Source organism: Streptomyces sp. CA189 (assembly GCF_056428985.1).
The window spans coordinates 87,683-104,427 of sequence record NZ_JBWJVM010000011.1 but is presented as its reverse complement, the minus strand read 5'-3'; the positions used below and the strand labels follow the sequence as shown (position 1 = coordinate 104,427).

Genomic DNA, 16,745 nt, shown 5'->3' with positions numbered 1-16,745 from the left:
GAGTCATTTCCGTCGAGGCGGCCCTTCCCGGCCGCGCCCCGCCTGGAATTCGGCCATCGGGCCCTTCTGTCGGTTCCGGCTGCCGGGTCCGCCCTTTCTCCCCCTCGTGAGGCGAACCTGCGCGCTCTCCGGTGGATAGCCAAGGCTCCTTCACCGTCAATCCGTTCCACCCTCCCGGATGAGGCGAACTGGCAGGAGCCCGCCGTGATCCGCGACGATGAACCGGGGTGGCGAATCAGCCATTGTGAACCGGAGGAGGGCCTCGCCATCCGTACCGCCGTCGTGAACCAGGAGCACATCCGTTGACCGCCCCGACCGCCCCGGTCCGCGCCGACCGCCTCTTCGCGCTCACCCCGTCCGGCACCCTCCGCGAGGTCCCCGCGACGGAGGGCCCCGGCACGCTCCTCGCCGCGGACTCCTGGCTGGTCGCCGACGGACGGGTCCGCGCCCTGGACCGGCACCGCATCCGATTCACCGCCACCTGCGCCGAGACCGCCGGCGTCCCCGGCGCACTCCTGGACATCTTCTGGGCCGCCATGGCGGCCCGGCTGCCCCGGGAGGCCGGCCACTGGTTCCCGCGCGTCGAGCTGGCACCCGCGCCCGCGGACGCGTCCCCGGACACGGTCCTGCCCGGCGGCCACCGGCTGCTGTACCGGCCGCGCCCCGCCCCCGCGCGCTCCACGACGGCCAGGGTTTGGGGGGTGGCCGTCCGCGACCCGCGCCGGGAGCCCCGGCGCAAGGGGCCGGACCTGGGCGCCCTGGCCGCCGTCCGCTCCAGGGCCACGGCCGAGGACGCCGACGAGGCGCTCCTGGTCACCGCGGACGGGGTGGTGCTCGAAGCGGCCAACTCCTCGCTCCTGTGGTGGGAGGACGACGTCCTGTGCCATCCGCCCGCCGAGCTCCCCGTCCTCCCCGGGGTCACCGCCTCGCTGCTGCTCGACCGCGCGGCGCGCACGGGCGTGACCGTACGGCCCGTCCGGCGCCGGCTGTCCGCACTGGCCGGACGCGAGGTCTGGGTGGCCAACGCCCTCCACGGCCTGCGCCCCGTCACCGACTGGACGGGCGGCTCCCTGCCGGCCGGCACCCCGCTGCGCGCCGCCTCCTGGCAGAGCTGGCTGGACGGCCTCGGGACCCCGCTCCCGGCGTGAGCGACCGCCACCCGCCGTGCACATGCCCTGAGCAGGTGCCGGACGCTATTCCGGAGAAAGGACCGGACCAGCCGGTGCGGGCGCCGCTTTTCCGAACTCCGCGCGGCGGTCCGGAAACACCCGGAACGCAGCTGTTCGGCCGCCGCGATCGGCTGGAGCCGTCGGGGGATCGTCGAGCCGGCTGGTTCGGGTCGGGCCAGATCGCCGGAGAGCCTGGTGCAGCTGCTGGAGCGGAGCGGACGGCTCCAGCCCTAAAGGGTGTTGCAGAACCTCCGGGATGGGGCGTTCCTCTTGTATGGGTGGGGTGTTGCGGGCTGAGCCGGTGTGGGTTGAGGCGTTCACGGGTTTGCGGATGGACCGGTTCGCGAAGCTGGTGAAGGTGGTGCGGGAGCGGGGCGGGAACGGGCCCGGTGGTGGCCGTCCGTGGTGCCTGCCTCTGCCTGACCGGGGTCCTGCTGGTGGCGGTGTACTACCGGACGAACCTCACGATGCGGCAGCTCGCTCCGCTTTTCGGGATCTCCCCGGCCACCGTCTGCCGGGTCATCAAGCGGCTCCGGCCGCTGCTGGCACTAGAGCCGGCCCCGCGGCCGGTCGCCGACGTAGAACGGCTGTGGATCGTGGACGGCACCTTGATCCCGGTCCGCGACCGCACCGTCGCCGCCTCGTCCCGCAACTACCGGTTCTCGGCGAACGTGCAGGTCATCATCGACGCCGACAGCCGCCTGGTCATCGCGAGCGCCCGCCCGGCGCCCGGCAACAAGGCCGACGCCCACGTCTGGCGCGAGTCGGACCTGCCGGCCCAGGCCGCCGGCACGACAGTCATCGCGGACGGCGCCTACTTGGGTACCGGGCTGATCGTCCCGCACCGCAGAAGGGCCGGCCGTCCCCTCCTACGGGGGCAGGAGGAGGACAACGCCGAACACCGCAGGGTTCGCGCCCGCGTCGAGCACACCTTCGCCCGCATGAAGAACTGGAAGATCCTCCGCGACTGCCGCCAGAAAGGAGACGGCCTCCACCACGCCGTCCAAGCCGTCGCCACCATGCACAACCTCGCCATGACACAGTGAAACAGCAGGTCAAACACCACTCAGACCTGCCCGACACCGACCTTCTGCAACACCCTTTAGGGCCCGTATCGGAAGTGTGTGCGGCGGCGGACGTGCCGTAGTACTTCTGGGGAGACAGAGAGACACGTTTGTTCTCACTTGGAGTCGTCGATGGCCGTTCGTCGTGTCGTGCCCAACATCCAGTCGGAGGCCGCGCAGGAGAGCCGGGAGTTCTATGGCCTGCTGGGCTTCGAGGAGGTCATGAACCACGGCTGGATCATGACGCTCGCCTCCCCGTCCAGCCCAGCAGCGCAGATCAGCGTCATGACCAGCGACAAGACCGCGCCTGTCACCCCCGACATGAGCATCGAGGTGGACGACGTGGATGCGGCTTATGCCGTCATGCGAGCGAGCGGCGCAGAGATCATTCACCCCTTGCAGGACGAGGCGTGGGGCGTGCGCCGGTTCTTCGTCCGCGACCCCAGCGGACGGGTGGTCAACGTGCTGGGCCACCACTGACGGCCGCACCCACACCCCTGGTGGACGTGCTGGTCATAGCCACTCGTTGATGGCCGCGACCAGGACAGTTGCTTCGTAGCGGACGGCGAGTTTCTCGTAGCGCGTGGCCACCGCCCGGTGCCTCTTGAGGCGGTTGATCCCGCACTCCACCGCATGCCGCTCGCGATAGTCGATCTTGTCGAACCTCGGCGGGCGGCCGCCGCGGGAGCCGAGCTTCTTGCGGGAGGCGTACGCCTTGTCGGCCCGCACCCGGTTCGGCCGGGTGCGCGGCCTGCCGGCCCGACGCGACCTACCCGGATCTTCTCCAGTACGGGCTCGAACTGTGGGGAGTCTCCGCGCTGCCCGGCCGTGATCACGATCGACATGGGCTTTTGGCCCTGCTCGACGGCCAGGTGCAGCTTGGTGGTCAGGCCGCCGCGCGAGCGTCCGAGCCCGTGGTCGTCGGGCTCGGTGTCGACGCCGCCCGGCGGCTCGACCTGCAGGTCCCATTTTTCCGTGCCCCGGCAGGCGTGCTGGTGGGCCCGGCAGACAGTGGAGTCGACGTTGATGTCCCAGGTGATCTGCTGCTTCGCGTCGGCCTGGGCCTGCAGCTCGGCAAAGATCCGCTTCCAGGTGCCGTCTCGCTGCCAGCGGCGTAACAGGTCGTACGCCTGTCCCCAGGGCCCGTACCGCTCCGGGACATCCCGCCACGGTGCCCCGGTCCGCGTCCGCCACCGTACGCCGTCGATCAACTGTCGCCTGGTCCATACCGGAGGGCGTCCCGGCTTCGTGCCCACTGACAACAGCGGCTCCAGGCCGGCCCACTGCGTATCCGTCAGATACACGCCCTAGTGTCTCGTGATCCTGTTCATGCAAGTTCGCGTTGTTATTGACTAGTTTCTTCACGTTGGTCGCGACGAGTCGGACCTTCGCGAGGACCTCGCCGCCGCTGTCCAGGTGAACGGTTTCGCCGTCGTGGCCTCCGGGGTGGTGTGCGTCGAGAGGTTGTCCAGGACAACATGGATGTCCTTCCCGGCGTGCGGCTTCACCGCCTTCTTGAGGAAGGCCAGGAAATCCTTGCCGTTCCGGGTTGGCTTGCACTCGCCGAGCACTTCGCCGGTGGTCACGTTCAGGGCGGCGAACAGGTTCGTGGTGCCGTGCCGGACGTAGTCGGCGGTGCGCTTCTCGCTCGTCGCGAAGGCGACCGGCAGTACCGGCTGGGTCCGGTCCAGCGCCTGGATCTGCGTCTTCTCGTCGATCGAGAGGACCACCGCGCCGCCCGGCGGGGCCAGATACAGTCCGATCACATCGGCCACGCGGGGTCTTTGGAAATCTTGAAAGTGCCGGACCGGTGCGGCTTCAGGCTCTCCTCCCGCCAGATCCGCGCGATGTAATGCCAGGACACCGTGGTGTTCTCGACCCGCTTCAGGTACTTCGCCAACTCGCGTGTGGACCAGTGCGAAAGCCCCGTGCCGTCCGGCGGTGTCATGCGTGTCAGCGCGATCACGCGGGCCCGCAACTGCGCCGGCACCTGTTCCCGCGCTCCGCCGGGCCGGTCGCCTTCCAGCCCGGCCAGTCCGAGCTCGGCATAACGCCGCTTCCAGCGGTCCACCGTCGGCAGCGATACGCCAAGCAGCTCGGCAATGTCCTTGCGTCGACGGCCTTCGCTCGACCACAGCACGATCCGGCCCCGCGTCGCTATGTCGGCGGGTACGTCCCGGCTGTTCACCAACTCCCGCAACGCGGCGGCCTGGTCCACGGAGAGCTCCACACCAAGAGACCCTGCCACACAAGATCAAATAATGCTGACGGAATCACGAAACACTAGTTCTGGTAGGCCTCCAGGGCGCGCCGGCCCCCGCCCGAGCGGCCTCGGCCTCCACGTGCTCCTCGGTGACGGTGAGCCCGCGCAGTTCGAAGCGGCGCCGCACGTCGGCGCCCGAGGAAGCCGCCCACCGGCCGACGTGCCCCGCATCTCGCGGGGCGGGGCGCCCAGGGGCCGGCGGACAGCTGACCGGACCGTGCTCCACAGCTTCTTCGGGCCGGGCCGCGGGTTCAGCACACCGTGCTTTCAGAGCCTGGCCAGAGTTCTGCAGACGTCGTTCGCCCGTGTAAGGAACGACCCAGGTGGAGTTCAGAGGAGAGGCAAAGGGGCCCGCCCGCCCTCAGGGGGGTGGCGCGGGCTTCGTGTGGAGGACCTCGCGGGCCTGCTCCGCGGCGCGGGTTATGCCCTCGCTCACGAAGTCGACGAACCGGGCGATGTTTTCGAGGCGGGTGGCGGCCGGCGTGCCCGGGCCGAGGACGCCGACACCCTGCCGGGCCGTTTCCACGAGCAGGGTGTGGGCGCGGGCGCTGGCGATCATCCCCTGGTACCAGACGTCGTCGTCGACGACGTAGCGCTCGCGGCGGCCCTCGTCCGGCTCCCGGCGGACGAGCGACTGGCCTTCGAGGAAGGTGATGGCCTTCGAGACGGACGCCGGGCTGACCTGGAGGCGCCGGACGAGTTCGGAGGCGGTGAGACTGCCCGCGTCGGTGGTGTAGAGGGCGGCCAGCACCCGGGCCGTCATCTTGGACAGGCCCGACTGGACGAAGATGCCGGCGAACGTCTCCTCGTACGCGCGCACGGCCTCGGCATCGCGCCCGTCGGCCTGCGGGGAGGCCTGCGGCCCCCGGGGGACGGCCTGCCTGCTCCGGTGGGCACGGCGTTCGGTGGCGCGGTGGGCCAGATCCGAGCGGTAGGAGGAGGGGCCTCCGTTGCGCATCACCTCACGGGTGACCGTCGAGGTCGGCCGGTCCAGCCGCCGGGCGATCTCCGCGTAGGCCAGCCCGTCGGCCAGCCCCAGCGCGATCTGCTGGCGCTCCTGCTGCGTGAGTCTGCCTCCCGGCACCGTGAACTCCCTCTGTAGGCCCCCTGATGGTCCCCAGCATAGCGTTCACTCCCAGTTCATTGCAACGCTGACGCAGCCGTCGTTGCATTGAATTCAAGGCCATTGCAACAATAATGGGCACTTGACCTGCGAAAATGCAGATCATGCGCAACGAGCATGTTGCCGGATATTGGAATGCAACGTAGCTTTTCTGTTGTCGGAAACAAACACCGCAGCACAGCGAAGACACAGGAGAGCATCATGCAGAAGTTCGCCACCACCGCCCCGATCGCCGCCGTCCTCGACATCCCCGCCGGCCGCATCCGCCTCATCGCCGCCGACCGGGCCGACACCACGGTCGAGGTCCTGCCCGCGGACGCCTCGAAGGGCCGCGACGTGAAGACGGCGGAGCAGACGACGGTCGCCTACGCCGACGGAGTCCTGCGCATCGAGGTCCCCGAGCCGAAGAACCGGATCCTCGGCGCCGCCGGGTCCATCGAGGTCACCGTCCAGCTCCCCGCCGGCTCCCGCATCGAGGCCAAGGCGGCCGCTGCCGAGCTCCGCGGCGTCGGACGGCTCGGCGACGTCGCCTTCGAGGGCGCGCAGGCCACGGTCAAGCTCGACGAAGCGGCGAGCGCCCGCCTCACCGTCCAGGACGGCGACATCGCGGTCGGCCGCCTGGGCGGCCCCGCGGAGATCAGCACCCAGAAGGGCGACATCACCATCGCCGAGGCCGTGCGCGGCACGGTCGTCCTGCGCACCGAGTCCGGTGACGTCTCGGTCGGCGCCGCCGCCGGAGCCGCCGCCTCCCTGGACGCGGGCACCTCGTACGGCCGGATCCACAACGCGCTGAAGAACACCGAAGGCGCCGCCGACCGGCTCGACATCCACGCGACCACCTCGTACGGCGACATCACCGCCCGCAGCCTCTGAGGGAACGGCGCGATGAGCACCACCGAGCAGCACCAGGCCGCGGGGCGGCTCCTGCACCGCCCCGCGCGCCCCGCCCGCCCCGGTCGGCTCGTCACCGGCGCCTCGACGGCGCGTCAGACCAGGAGGCAGACGCCGGTCACCAGCATCACCAGTGCCGTTGCGGCGTGGACGCCGTAGGCGGTGGCCTTCGGTCCACCGCTGCGCAGCACGACCACCGCGTCCCCGGCCGGTATCGCAGCGAGCGTCAGCACGTACCAACCCAGCACCGACGGCGTCGCGACCAGCATCAGAACGAAGACGAAGACCCCGAACGCGATCTCGCGCAGGCCCTTCACGCGCAGCCAGGACCGGAAGGCGGGGTCGTCGGCCGGTGTACCGGGAATGCCGAAACCGAGGGCGTTCTGCGGCCTCGCGAAGGCGCTCCCGCCCATGAAGATGAGGGCCGCGCCGAGCAGCCCGGCGAGAACAGTGGCAATGGTGGTGAGCATCAGCTTGTCCTGTCCGTCGGGGGAGTCTCTGGTGACGAAGTGGTTGTCGTGCGTTGCGTGCCGGTGCGGGCCCTAGGCCGCGAGGCGGGGCCAACCCGTCACGGGACGAGGACGATCCGGCCGCGGACGCCGCCCTCGGCCATCGCCTCGTAGGCGCCGGCCGCTTCGCCGAGCGGCGCGACCGCGTGGACGCGAGCCGGCAGTTCTCCCGCCGTCACCCGTGCGAGCAACCGGGCGAGGAGCGCACCGTCGGGACGGGCGAACACGACCTCGACGGAGATGCCGCGCTCCTCGGGAAGCTGTGAGGCCGGCTGCACGCCGACGAAACGGCCACCGTCGCGCACGGCCCGCAGGGCGTGCTCCTGCAGGGCTCCGGCATCGGCAACGGCATCCCAGCCCTGCCCGAGCTCGGTGGCGAAGCCGGCGCCGAGTCCCCGGACGAACGGTTCGTCGGCCGCTCGGGCCAACCCGGTCACCTGCCAGCCGCTGTCCTGGGCGAGTACGGCGACGTGCGCGCCCACCGCGCCTGCCGCGCCGGTCACCAGCAGGCGCCGGCCCCCGCCCGACGGCTCACCGAGGAGGCCGACGAGCTGGGCCGCGGCGGTGGCGTTGAGCGGCACCGTCGAGGCCGCGACCAGGTCCAGGCCGTCCGGAACGACGGCGACCTGCGCGGCGGAGACGATGAGGTGCTCGGCGTGGGATCCGTGGTCGCGGTCGAAACCGTCGATGAACCCGGCGACACGGGTGCCGACCGGCAGCTCGACGCCGGGGCCGGCGGCATCGACCGTGCCGGCGAAGTCCCAGCCGAGACCGGTGTGGTCCGGCTGGTGGACGAATCCGAGCCGGTGGAAGACGCCCCCGGCCACCCCCAGGTCGACCGGGTTGATCGCCGCGGCGCCGATCCTGACGCGGATCTCCGCCGGCCCCGGCTCGGCCACCGGGACGTTCACGGTCTCGATCGACCGGGGCCCGGACGGCACACGGACCACGGCCCGCCGAGAGGTCATCTGGTTCATCGTCATCCGCTCCTTGGTGAGGCCCTGTGAGGTGGTCTTGCCATCGCTGTGGTGCAGCACCACCATGGAGGTAGCTGCTTCCCGGCGGGAAGTAGGTACCTGAAAGTGCCTAAGTCACCGAGCGAAGGAGACGAGTCGTGCCGACCAGCACCGCGTCCCAGCGGCGGGCCGTAGCCAAAGCGGAGTACGACGCGTTCTTCGCGGCATGTCCCAGCCGCCAACTCCTGGAGCGGCTCTCCGACAAGTGGGTCGCCCTGGTGCTCGCCGCCCTGGGCGGGGACGGCCCGCATCCCGGGGCCGCCTCCGGCGGTGAAGCGCGGCCCATGCGCTTCTCCGAGCTGTCGCGCCGGATCTCGGGCGTGAGCCAGAAGATGCTGACGCAGACGCTGCGCGCACTGGAGCGCGACGGGATGCTGACCAGGACCGTGACCCCCACGGTGCCCGTCACCGTCACCTACGAGCTGACGGACCTCGGCCGCTCGCTCCAGGTGGTCATGCGGGGAATCAAGGAATGGGCCGAGGGCCACATGGCGGAGGTCCTCACCCATCGCGACGGCTACGACCACGGGCGGGGCGAAGCCGCCGACTGATGCGAAGAGGAGCCGACGCCCGAGCCGGGCACCGGGTGAACCGCCGACGGCCCGGCCCCGGGAGACCTCCGGGGCCGGGCCGTCACTTCGTGCGACGCGTCGTCAGGCGCGGCAGCGCAGCATCTCCAGCGGGGGGTTGTCGGCGAGGTTGGCCCAGTGCTCCGCACCGAACTCCTGCAGGCCGGCCTCCGACACCGTCACCGGGGTCCAGGTGAGCTCGCTGAAGCCGGCCGCCTTCAGGCAGGCCTCGTACACCTCGCGGCGCGGGAAGTGGGCGACGAACGAGACCGGCGGGTCGAGCAGCGCCGTGGTCCGCACCTTGAACCCGACCTCGACCTCCTCGCCGGTGAGCTCGGTGCGGAAGCCGTACTTCTCCGGGGTCGGCCCGTCGAACCGGTAGTCGGGCGACTGGTTGATCAGGAAGAGCTCGGCGCCGGGCTTCAGGCTCCGGTGGATGTTGCGGCACATCCGCTCGGTGGTGGCGATGTCCGCCGAGTAGTTGAGGAGCTGGACGGCCAGCCCGACGTCGAAGGGCTCCTCGAAGGACCGCAGCTCGGCCGCGTCGCCCACCTCGTAGCGCACACCGAGGGGATCGCGCTCCTCGATCGCCTGCGACACGGCGACCATCTCGCCGGAGATGTCGATCCCGAGCACGTCGGACGCGCCGCGTCGCTTGAACTCCCGGCTGTAGAACCCGGTACCGGACGCCAGGTCGAGCACCGACTTGCCCGCCACGTCCCCGACCAGGGCCAGGAACCCGGGCACGATCGCCCACTGCTCCAGCGGAAGGGCCTTGAACCCCTCGTACGCCTCACCGATCTCGTCGTACTGCTCCTGTGCACTCATCGTGCCGTCCTCCCCGTAAGTTCCACGACGTCAGGGCCCCACCCCCGCCCACAATTGGGACGGACCGAGCCCTCTGCCTGGCAGTCTCTCCCAACTCGCCAACTCGCCAGCCTTAGCGAAAACCACAAAAACAAGCCACCCCTCCCGGCCCCCCGCACAGCTCCGAGCCCCAGACGGGGAAGCACCGGACGCCCCGGGGCGTAGTGGATGCTCGCGGTCGGAGTCCTGGGCGTCGTCATGCCGTCGTCGTCGCACAGAAGGACGTCCTGGCCAAGGAACCATCGGATCCCTTGCTGTTCCTCACCGACGGGATACGCCGGAACGGGCAGTCGGACGGTGCCCGCCTCCCGCAGCCTGATGCTGCCGTCGTCCGGGACGAGGAAGTCGCAATGCTTCCGAACAGGCTGCGCATCCGGATCCCGCGGCGCAGGATGCGGGCGTCGGCGGGCCGGGAGGTCTCGATGATCTCGGGCCGCATCAGCCCCGGGGCCAGGTGGTCATGCCCTCCGACCGGCTGAAGAGGGTCCGCCGGTCGGCCCCCGCGATCGCGTATTGCCCGCCGTCACCCGGTGATCGTCGGTCACGGGTACGAAACCTCAGGTGGGAGCGAGTGACGCAATGTTCCAGGCCGCCGAGCAGTGGCGCGGGCGAAGCGGACGGCGGACACGACGAGGCGATCGACCGCATCCCGTGACCCGTGGTCCGGAGCAGACGGACCTCGGGCCCACCGCGTCTCCAGCGGTGCTGCAGCCAATTGCGGCAGCCTGCTGGAGATCGTGCGGCCACGAGGGCAGCCGTCTCGAAGGGAGTTGCCATGTCTCAGCCGGTCGGGACACTGGGGCACCAGGTCACGGGAGACCTCTACGCGGAGGTGCGGACCTTCTACGCCTGTCAGATGCGGCGCGTCGACGCCCTCGACATCGAGGGCTTCGCCCAGACCTTCACCGAGGACGGCGAGGTCGTCCACTCGGGAGGCGAGCGCCAGCGCGGGCGGGCGGAGATGATCGAGGGCATGCGGGCCAACCTGCCGAGGTACCAGGGCATCGCCGTACGGCACTGGTTCGAGCACCTGCTGATCGAGCCGGACCCGGCCGACGAGCACACCCTGCGCGTCTCCTACTACACGCTGGTCACCCAGACCCGCTCCGACGGCTCGGTCACCTTCCAGCCCACGTTCACCGTGGAGGACGAGCTGGTGCGCCGCGACGGCCGGCTGCTGACCCGGTCCCGGGTGATCCACCGCGACACCCCCTGAGGCGGAGCGCCGCCCGACGGGTACGGCCCAGATGCCCCTCCCGGGGCATCTGGGCCGTACCCGTCGGGTCAGGCGTGGCAGGCGGGCAGCCCGCCGTGCAGGGCGACCATCTCTTTGAAGGAGGCCAGTACGTCGATCCGCGCGCCCGGCGCCAGCCCGTCCAGCTCGGCATAGGCACGGTGCAGGTTGCCCACCAGCCGCTCGGAATCGACCAGGCCGGCGAAGCCGCCGAGGTCGGCGCGCTCGGCTGCGCCGAGCGGGCTCAGCCCGTCGCGCAGGCCGTCCCGCGCCAGGTCCCGCAGCCAGCGGAGGTACGCCTCGGTCTCGTCGATCAGCTCGGGGCCGCCGACCGGCCCGTGCCCGGGGACGACCACGGCCGCTCCCAGGGACCGCAGCCGTTCCAGCGCCCGCAGCGAGCCGCCGACCGACCCCATCAGGACGTACGGTGTGACACCCGACCACACCACGTCGCCGGTGAACAGCACCGAGCGCTCGGGCACCCACGCCACCACGTCGTTCGCGGTGTGCGCCGGCCCCACGTGCAGCAGTTCGACCCGTAGACCGTGCCCGTGCAGGGTCAGGCCATCGGTGAAGGTGAGGGTCGCCGGGGTGAGCGGGGTGTGGCCCCACTCCACGTCCGGCCACAGCCCGCGCAGTGCCAGCCCGGCCTCCTGCGTGTCGGCGCGGGTCCCCTCGTGTGCCACGACGGCCGCACGGGGCGCGAACTGGCCGTTGCCGAAGGTGTGGTCGCCGTGGAAGTGGGTGTTGACGACGAAGTCCGGGCCCCCGGGCGCGATCCGCTCCACCTCCTCCCGCAGCCTGCGGGTGCGGGCCTCGGTCGCCGCCGTGTCCACCAGCACCGCGAGGTCCCGGTCCACGATCAGGCCCGCGTTGTTCAGGCACCAGCCGCCGTCCGGCTGGACGAAGGCGTACACCCCGTCGGCGACCTGCCGCAGCGAGCCCGGCGGGGCCGGCCGCGCGGTGGTCACGCCGCCTCCGTACGGCCGGCGGGCAGCCGGGTGAAGCGGCCCTGGTGGAAGACGAGCGGGTCGGGCGCGGCGGGCCCGCCGGACAGCGCGACCACCCTGCCCACCAGCAGGGTGTGGTCGCCGGCCGGGTACTCGGCGTCGAGCAGGCACTCGAAGTACGCCTCGGCGGAGGGGATGACGGCATTGCCGGTGACCCCCTGGTCCGCGCCGAGCCGGCGCATCGCCGCGTGGCCCTCCGGCCGGTCGGGCCGGCAGAACTCCTGGGCCAGCTCCTGGTGCTCCCGGCCCAGCACGTTGACGGCGAAGCTGCCGGAGCGGGCGACGCGCGGCCGGATCCGGCCGTCGGCCTTGACGGAGACCAGGATCAGCAGGGGGGACAGGGACACGGAGGTGAGGCTGTTGAGGGTGATCGCGTTCGTGCGCGCGCCGCTGCCCTGGGTCAGCAGGGTCACGCCGGTGGGGAAGCGGCCCATGGCCGTTCGGAACGCGGCCGTGTCCGGCGCGGCGAGCAGGGCGGCTGCTGCCTCGGTCATCGTGTGGACTCCGTCTCTGCTCGCATCAGTAGTTGCCCAGACCGCCGCAGACATTCAGCGCCTGAGCGGTGATCGACGCCGCGGTGTCGGAGACGAGGTAGCCGACAAGTCCCGCGACCTCCTCGGCGGTGGAGTAACGGCCCAGCGGGATCTTGGCATTGAACCGCTCCTGGATGTCCTGCTCGCTCACCCCGTAGTGGCCCGCGTAGCCGGCCCGGACGCGCTGGGCCATCGGGGTCTCGACGTAGCCGGGGCAGACCGCGTTGACGGTGATGCCCGTCTTGGCGAGCTCCTTGCCCACCGCCTTGGTGAAGCCGACGACGCCGTGCTTGGCGGCGGAGTACGGGGCGGCCAGCTCCACGCCCTGCTTGCCGCCCGTGGAGGCGATGTTGATGATCCGGCCCCAGTCGCCGTCCTTCATCAGACCGGTGTTCAGCACCTCGCGGGTGACGCGGAAGGTGCCGCTGAGGTTGGTCTCGATCACATCGTCCCAGAGGGAGTCCTCGATCTCTGCCGTCACCCCGCCGCCGCCGCGCCCCGCGTTGTTGACGAGAACGGAGATCCGGCCGTACTCCGCGACCGCGGCCCGTACGGCGGCCTGGATCTGTTCCAGGGAGGTGACGTCGCAGACCGTCCCCGAGACCTCGAGGCCCTCCGCCCGCAGGCGCTTGACCTCGGTGCGCACGCCCTCCTCGCTGCGTGCCACGCCGAACACGGCGATGCCCTGCCGGGCCAGCAGCTCGGTCACCGCGAGACCGATCCCGCTGGTCGCGCCGGTGACGAAGGCGACCCGTCGTCCCGTGTCTGTCATCGTGCTCTCCCGTTGCTCGTCCGGTCGTCATCCGAGTGCTACGACCGTGCCGCCGGTGCCTTGGGCGCATCTCGACTCCGCCTCGAGGAGCCGTTCGAGCGGTGGTCCATGGCCGGCCTAGCCGTCTGCGTGACGGTGGGCCGGTATCGGCAGATGTGATGAGCGCGAGGAGGGTCCGTGTCAGAGCAGCAGATTCCGGACGTACGGAAGTCGGTCACCGTGGCGGCCACGCCCGAGGAGAGCTTCGAGGTGTTCACCAGCCGGCCCAAGGACTGGTGGCCGCCGTCGCACGTCCTGCTCAAGAAGGAGCGGGCGGGCCTGGCGTTCGAAGGCGGCGCGGGCGGGCGCTACTACGAGTGGGACGTGGAGGGGAACGAGGTCACGTGGGGCCGCATCCTCGAGTGGGAGCCGGGCCGGCGGCTGGTGATGACCTGGCGGCTCGACGGCAACTGGCAGTCCATCCCGGACGACGAGCGCGCCAGCGAGATCGAGGTGGTGTTCACCCCGGTCGGCGCTGACGCCACCACCGTGGAACTGGCCCACGTCAAACTCCACAAGCACGGCGAGGGCGCCCAGGGGATCTTCCGGGCGCTGGACGGTCCGAGCCCGGGGGAGACGCTGGAGCGCTTCGCGAAGCTGTTCTGACGCGGGCGGCGGAAAGGGGTCCCGGCCGCCGGCCGGGACCCCTTTCCGATCGGTCACTCGGCGATGGCCTCGATCACCGAGACGACCGGGTCGGAGGTGTCCAGGACCCGTGTCACCTTGAAGCCCGTGGCGCCGAGGATCTCCTCGAACTCGCGCAGGGTGCGTTCCTTGCCGTTGAACACCGTCATCATCATCACGTCGATGGTCTTGCTGACGTGCGGGTCGTTGCCCGCGGGGATGACGGCGTCGACGACCAGCAGCCGGGCGCCCTTCGGCATGCCCTCACGGGCCGCCTTCAGGATGCGCACGCCGTTCTCGTCGCTCCAGTCGTGCAGGATCGCCTTGAGGACGTAGACGTCGCCGCCGTCCGGCACCGACTCGAAGAAGTTGCCCGGCTCGGTCTTCCAGCGGCCCGCGGTCTCCGGCTCGTCGAGCAGGTGGTCGCGCAGCACGGACTCCTGGTCGTAGAGCACGCCCGTGACCGTCGGGTGCTTGCGCAGGATCGACCGCAGCAGCCCGCCGCGCCCGCCGCCGATGTCGACGACGTTCGCGCCCTCCGGGAACGGGTACGTGTCCGCGACGAGGTCGGTGATCTGGCCGGAGAAGTTCGCCGTGCCCGCGTTGAAGACCGCGGCCTCCTCGGGGTGGGAGCCCAGCCACTCGAAGAACGGGGCGCCGTAGAGGTCGTCGAAGACCGTGCTGCCCTTGCGCGTGGTCTCGTTGAGCTTGCCTATGGGCTTCCAGAAGACCTCGTTGCCCAGCATCAGGAAGCTGTCGCGCACCGAGTTGCCCACACCGGTGCGCAGCAGGTCGGCCAGCGGCGTCAGGTGGAAGCGGCCCTCCTCGTCCTCCCGGAACACCTCGCGGGTGGCCAGGTAGCGGAGCAGCCGCCCCAGGTACGGGCCGTGCAGGCCGGTCAGCTCACCGAGTTCGGCAGGCGTGCGCGGTCCGTCGGCGAGATGGTCGGCGACCTTGGCCTCGGCCACGGTGTAGAGCGAGGCGGAATACAGGAAGCCCACCATGTGCACGGTCAGCTCTGCGGCCAGTTCTGCGCGGTCGGACTCGGTGGCACTCATATGACCCCTCCGTTGTCGGCAGCCCGTCCGTGCAGTCGGCGCGCACGGCCGGACAGGTGAGCTGACACGGTGCACCGGGCGGCATGAGCGGCGGCACAGGCCCGGTCGTACGCCGCACGAGCGCCGACGCAGGCGAAGGCCCGGCCGGCCGCGGTCCAGTGCGCCTGCAGCCGCCTTCGAGGCACGGCCCGCACCCTGCCGGGGCCGACTGCCCACGCAACGCGCTCACCACAGGAGGTCACGACGATGGCTGCCGTCACACCGAAGGACACCGGACTGGCCGTGGCCGCCGACAAGATGTGGGAGCTCGCGGCCCGCCACGCCGCCGAGGCCGACCTCGGCCGCCGGCTGCTTCCCGAGGTCACGGACGCGATCCGGGAGGCGGGCTTCGCCCGGCACTTCGTGGCCACCCGGTGGGGCGGGGCAGAGGGCTCGTTCGACGAGCTGACCCGGGCCGTCACCACCGTCGGCGAGGGCTGCGCCGCCACCGCCTGGTGCGCCTCGCTGTCCGCGTACTCGGCCCGCTTCGCCTCCCATCTGCCCGAGGAGGGCCACCGGGCGATCTGGGGCGAGAGCCCCGACGTGGTCGTGGCCACCGCCCTGATGCCGGCCGGCCGGGCCAGGGCGGCGGACGGCGGCTGGCGGCTGACCGGCAGGTGGAGCTACGTCAGCGGGATCGACTTCGCCGACTGGGCACTGCTGTGCGCCGCCGTGCCCGGCGCCGAAGGCCCGCCCGAGCTGCGGTTCTTCGCGCTGCCGCGCGGCAGCTGGAGCGTGCACGAGAACTGGGACAGCATCGGCATGCGGGCCACCGGCAGCCACACCGTCGTCGTCGAGGACGCGGCCGTGCCCGCGCACCTGTCCTTCGCCCGCGTGGACATGCTCACCGGGCACAACGCCACGTCGTCCGCGGCCTGCCACCGGGTGCCGTTCCAGGCGGTGGGCGGCCTGACCTTCATCGCCCCCGTGGTGGGCGCGGCAGCCGGCGCACTGGCCGCCTGCGCCGCCACCATGACGGGCCGGCGCCGCGGCCAGGCGGGCGAACTGCTGCTGGTACGGGCCTCCGGACGGATCGACGCGGCCCGCCACCTCGTCGCGCAGAACGCCGAGGCCATCGACGGGCGGCAGTTCACCCCTGAACTCATGGCGCGCAACGAGCGCAACGCCACCTTCGCCGCCGAGATCCTCCAGGAGGCGGTGGCCCTGCTGATCCGCGCGGCGGGTACCGGCGGACTGGGGGAGGCGCACCCGCTCCAGCGGTTCTGGCGCGACATCACCTCCGCGACCAGCCATGTCGCCCTGCAGTACGACACCGCGGCGCGCAAGAACTACTCGGCCGTGCTGCTCGGCCCGGAGGAGAGCTGAGCGGCGGCCTCCAGCCCGTAGGCACTCGCCCCGTCGATCGACTCCCGGATGATGTCGGCGTGGCCCGCGTGCCGAGCCGCCTCTTCGATCAGGTGCAGCAGGATCCAGCGGACCGTGCGGGGGCCTTCCGGGGGGCCCCACGGGGTGAGCGGCATCGGCACCCGCCGGCCCAAGTCCGGCAGGGCCCGTACGGCCCGGGCGACCTCCTCGCCCACCCGCCGGTGCTCCCGTAGCAGCTCGGCCGTGCTCTGGCCCGCGCGCGGCGTGAACTCCGCCTCGCCGTCGCGGTGCGTCCAGTCGCCGCCCTCCCCGCGCAGCACCGGGATCCACTCCGGCTCGCCGCGCACGGCATGGGTGAGCAGCGCGGCCAGCGACAGCGCGCTCGCACTCGGCGTACTGCGCGCCTGTTCGTCGGTCAGGTCGCCCGCGGCCAGGCGCAGCGCCGCGCGCTGCGCCTGCCAGCACCCCAGTAGTTCTTCGCACTCATCGGTTTGCGCACCCGCCAGGACCGGCATCGCCGACCGCCTCTCACCTGTGCCGTACACGGACTCCGTGCACAACGGGGCCTCGGGCCTGCGGGACACGGGTCCGGTCCAGCGCCTCTCCAGGCCGTGTCCAGACCTGCTGGGCACCGTGGAC

The 16,745-nt window shown here is 71.4% G+C and carries 18 protein-coding genes and 2 pseudogenes; 8 read left to right on the top strand and 12 right to left on the bottom strand.

Features of this window, described 5'->3' with window-relative positions; translation table 11 throughout:
* Positions 1–302: 302 nt before the first annotated feature.
* The 3 genes and pseudogenes from AC061S_RS12025 to AC061S_RS12015 all read left to right on the top strand — a co-directional run bounded on the left by AC061S_RS12025 (position 303) and on the right by AC061S_RS12015 (position 2,713).
* A complete protein-coding gene (locus tag AC061S_RS12025; RefSeq protein WP_478685885.1) occupies positions 303–1,148 on the top strand; it encodes an aminotransferase class IV in 846 nt (281 codons plus the stop codon).
* A 295-nt stretch (positions 1,149–1,443) separates the two neighbouring features.
* A pseudogene (locus AC061S_RS12020) lies at positions 1,444–2,215 on the top strand (transposase).
* Positions 2,216–2,365: 150 nt separating this feature from the next.
* Complete coding sequence (locus AC061S_RS12015; protein ID WP_478685884.1) at positions 2,366–2,713, top strand: VOC family protein; 348 nt, start codon at positions 2,366–2,368, stop codon at positions 2,711–2,713.
* 33 nt (positions 2,714–2,746) lie between these two features.
* Here AC061S_RS12015 and AC061S_RS12010 read toward each other — a convergent pair.
* From AC061S_RS12010 to AC061S_RS11995, 4 genes and pseudogenes are all read right to left on the bottom strand, one after another.
* Positions 2,747–3,537 (bottom strand): annotated as a pseudogene (locus tag AC061S_RS12010) (IS5 family transposase).
* A gap of 57 nt (positions 3,538–3,594) precedes the next feature.
* Complete coding sequence (locus AC061S_RS12005; protein ID WP_478685883.1) at positions 3,595–4,008, bottom strand: transposase; 414 nt, start codon at positions 4,006–4,008, stop codon at positions 3,595–3,597.
* Positions 3,996–4,451 (bottom strand): helix-turn-helix domain-containing protein, encoded by a 456-nt coding sequence (locus AC061S_RS12000; RefSeq protein WP_478685882.1) that lies wholly within the window; start codon positions 4,449–4,451, stop codon positions 3,996–3,998. The genes AC061S_RS12005 and AC061S_RS12000 overlap by 13 nt, the downstream gene beginning before the upstream one ends.
* A gap of 406 nt (positions 4,452–4,857) precedes the next feature.
* A complete protein-coding gene (locus AC061S_RS11995) occupies positions 4,858–5,580 on the bottom strand; it encodes a GbsR/MarR family transcriptional regulator (RefSeq protein ID WP_478685881.1) in 723 nt (240 codons plus the stop codon).
* A 240-nt stretch (positions 5,581–5,820) separates the two neighbouring features.
* On the opposite strand from AC061S_RS11995, the gene AC061S_RS11990 reads away from it, so the two are divergent.
* Positions 5,821–6,492, top strand: a complete 672-nt coding sequence (locus AC061S_RS11990; protein WP_478685880.1) for a DUF4097 family beta strand repeat-containing protein — start codon at positions 5,821–5,823, stop codon at positions 6,490–6,492.
* A 113-nt stretch (positions 6,493–6,605) separates the two neighbouring features.
* Here the strand turns inward: AC061S_RS11990 and AC061S_RS11985 are convergent, their stop codons facing one another.
* Both AC061S_RS11985 and AC061S_RS11980 read right to left on the bottom strand, forming a co-directional pair.
* A complete protein-coding gene (locus AC061S_RS11985; RefSeq protein WP_478685879.1) occupies positions 6,606–6,980 on the bottom strand; it encodes a DUF4267 domain-containing protein in 375 nt (124 codons plus the stop codon).
* Between the two features lie 98 nt (positions 6,981–7,078).
* Complete coding sequence (locus tag AC061S_RS11980; RefSeq protein ID WP_478685878.1) at positions 7,079–8,062, bottom strand: NADP-dependent oxidoreductase; 984 nt, start codon at positions 8,060–8,062, stop codon at positions 7,079–7,081.
* Positions 8,063–8,133: 71 nt separating this feature from the next.
* Here AC061S_RS11980 and AC061S_RS11975 point away from each other — a divergent pair, with 71 nt between their 5' ends.
* The gene (locus AC061S_RS11975) at positions 8,134–8,586 is read left to right on the top strand and encodes a winged helix-turn-helix transcriptional regulator (RefSeq protein ID WP_478685877.1); all 453 of its coding nucleotides are present in this window, start codon (positions 8,134–8,136) and stop codon (positions 8,584–8,586) included.
* 102 nt (positions 8,587–8,688) lie between these two features.
* On the opposite strand, the gene AC061S_RS11970 is transcribed toward AC061S_RS11975, so the two are convergent.
* Positions 8,689–9,432, bottom strand: a complete 744-nt coding sequence (locus tag AC061S_RS11970; RefSeq protein ID WP_478685876.1) for a class I SAM-dependent methyltransferase — start codon at positions 9,430–9,432, stop codon at positions 8,689–8,691.
* An 814-nt stretch (positions 9,433–10,246) separates the two neighbouring features.
* On the opposite strand from AC061S_RS11970, the gene AC061S_RS11965 reads away from it, so the two are divergent.
* Positions 10,247–10,687, top strand: coding sequence for a nuclear transport factor 2 family protein (locus tag AC061S_RS11965; protein ID WP_478685875.1), 441 nt, complete (start codon positions 10,247–10,249; stop codon positions 10,685–10,687).
* A gap of 68 nt (positions 10,688–10,755) precedes the next feature.
* Here AC061S_RS11965 and AC061S_RS11960 read toward each other — a convergent pair whose 3' ends face one another.
* The 3 genes from AC061S_RS11960 to AC061S_RS11950 are packed head-to-tail and all read right to left on the bottom strand — an operon-like array spanning position 10,756 to position 13,020.
* A complete protein-coding gene (locus tag AC061S_RS11960) occupies positions 10,756–11,676 on the bottom strand; it encodes an MBL fold metallo-hydrolase (RefSeq protein ID WP_478685874.1) in 921 nt (306 codons plus the stop codon).
* Positions 11,673–12,209 carry a flavin reductase family protein gene (locus AC061S_RS11955; protein ID WP_478685873.1) on the bottom strand — a complete coding sequence of 179 codons (537 nt, stop codon included), beginning with the start codon at positions 12,207–12,209 and terminating at the stop codon, positions 11,673–11,675. Before AC061S_RS11955 ends, AC061S_RS11960 begins: the two co-directional genes overlap by 4 nt.
* A 25-nt stretch (positions 12,210–12,234) precedes the next feature.
* Entirely contained in the window at positions 12,235–13,020 is a 786-nt protein-coding gene (locus AC061S_RS11950) for an SDR family NAD(P)-dependent oxidoreductase (RefSeq protein ID WP_478685872.1), read from the bottom strand.
* A gap of 177 nt (positions 13,021–13,197) precedes the next feature.
* Here AC061S_RS11950 and AC061S_RS11945 point away from each other — a divergent pair, with 177 nt between their 5' ends.
* Positions 13,198–13,665, top strand: a complete 468-nt coding sequence (locus tag AC061S_RS11945) for an SRPBCC family protein (RefSeq protein ID WP_478685871.1) — start codon at positions 13,198–13,200, stop codon at positions 13,663–13,665.
* A 53-nt stretch (positions 13,666–13,718) separates the two neighbouring features.
* Here AC061S_RS11945 and AC061S_RS11940 read toward each other — a convergent pair whose 3' ends face one another.
* The gene (locus tag AC061S_RS11940; protein WP_478685870.1) at positions 13,719–14,741 is read right to left on the bottom strand and encodes a methyltransferase; all 1,023 of its coding nucleotides are present in this window, start codon (positions 14,739–14,741) and stop codon (positions 13,719–13,721) included.
* A gap of 246 nt (positions 14,742–14,987) precedes the next feature.
* Between AC061S_RS11940 and AC061S_RS11935 the strand changes: the two genes are divergently transcribed.
* Positions 14,988–16,106 (top strand): acyl-CoA dehydrogenase family protein, encoded by a 1,119-nt coding sequence (locus AC061S_RS11935; protein WP_478685869.1) that lies wholly within the window; start codon positions 14,988–14,990, stop codon positions 16,104–16,106.
* Here AC061S_RS11935 and AC061S_RS11930 read toward each other — a convergent pair.
* A complete protein-coding gene (locus AC061S_RS11930) occupies positions 16,070–16,621 on the bottom strand; it encodes a DinB family protein (protein WP_478685868.1) in 552 nt (183 codons plus the stop codon). The two genes, AC061S_RS11935 and AC061S_RS11930, sit on opposite strands and share 37 nt — an antisense overlap.
* Positions 16,622–16,745 lie beyond the last annotated feature (124 nt).

What these genes read in the sequence shown, in the direction of transcription:
- AC061S_RS11950 (WP_478685872.1), bottom strand. Translation starts at nt 13,020, where the DNA reads ATGACAGACACGGGACGACGGGTCGCCTTCGTCACCGGCGCGACCAGC.
- AC061S_RS11955 (WP_478685873.1), bottom strand. Translation starts at nt 12,209, where the DNA reads ATGACCGAGGCAGCAGCCGCCCTGCTCGCCGCGCCGGACACGGCCGCG.
- AC061S_RS11940 (WP_478685870.1), bottom strand. Translation starts at nt 14,741, where the DNA reads ATGAGTGCCACCGAGTCCGACCGCGCAGAACTGGCCGCAGAGCTGACC.
- AC061S_RS11930 (WP_478685868.1), bottom strand. Translation starts at nt 16,621, where the DNA reads ATGCCGGTCCTGGCGGGTGCGCAAACCGATGAGTGCGAAGAACTACTG.
- AC061S_RS11980 (WP_478685878.1), bottom strand. Translation starts at nt 8,062, where the DNA reads ATGGTGGTGCTGCACCACAGCGATGGCAAGACCACCTCACAGGGCCTC.
- AC061S_RS11935 (WP_478685869.1), top strand. Translation starts at nt 14,988, where the DNA reads ATGGCTGCCGTCACACCGAAGGACACCGGACTGGCCGTGGCCGCCGAC.
- AC061S_RS11990 (WP_478685880.1), top strand. Translation starts at nt 5,821, where the DNA reads ATGCAGAAGTTCGCCACCACCGCCCCGATCGCCGCCGTCCTCGACATC.
- AC061S_RS11985 (WP_478685879.1), bottom strand. Translation starts at nt 6,980, where the DNA reads ATGCTCACCACCATTGCCACTGTTCTCGCCGGGCTGCTCGGCGCGGCC.
- AC061S_RS12015 (WP_478685884.1), top strand. Translation starts at nt 2,366, where the DNA reads ATGGCCGTTCGTCGTGTCGTGCCCAACATCCAGTCGGAGGCCGCGCAG.
- AC061S_RS11970 (WP_478685876.1), bottom strand. Translation starts at nt 9,432, where the DNA reads ATGAGTGCACAGGAGCAGTACGACGAGATCGGTGAGGCGTACGAGGGG.
- AC061S_RS11965 (WP_478685875.1), top strand. Translation starts at nt 10,247, where the DNA reads ATGTCTCAGCCGGTCGGGACACTGGGGCACCAGGTCACGGGAGACCTC.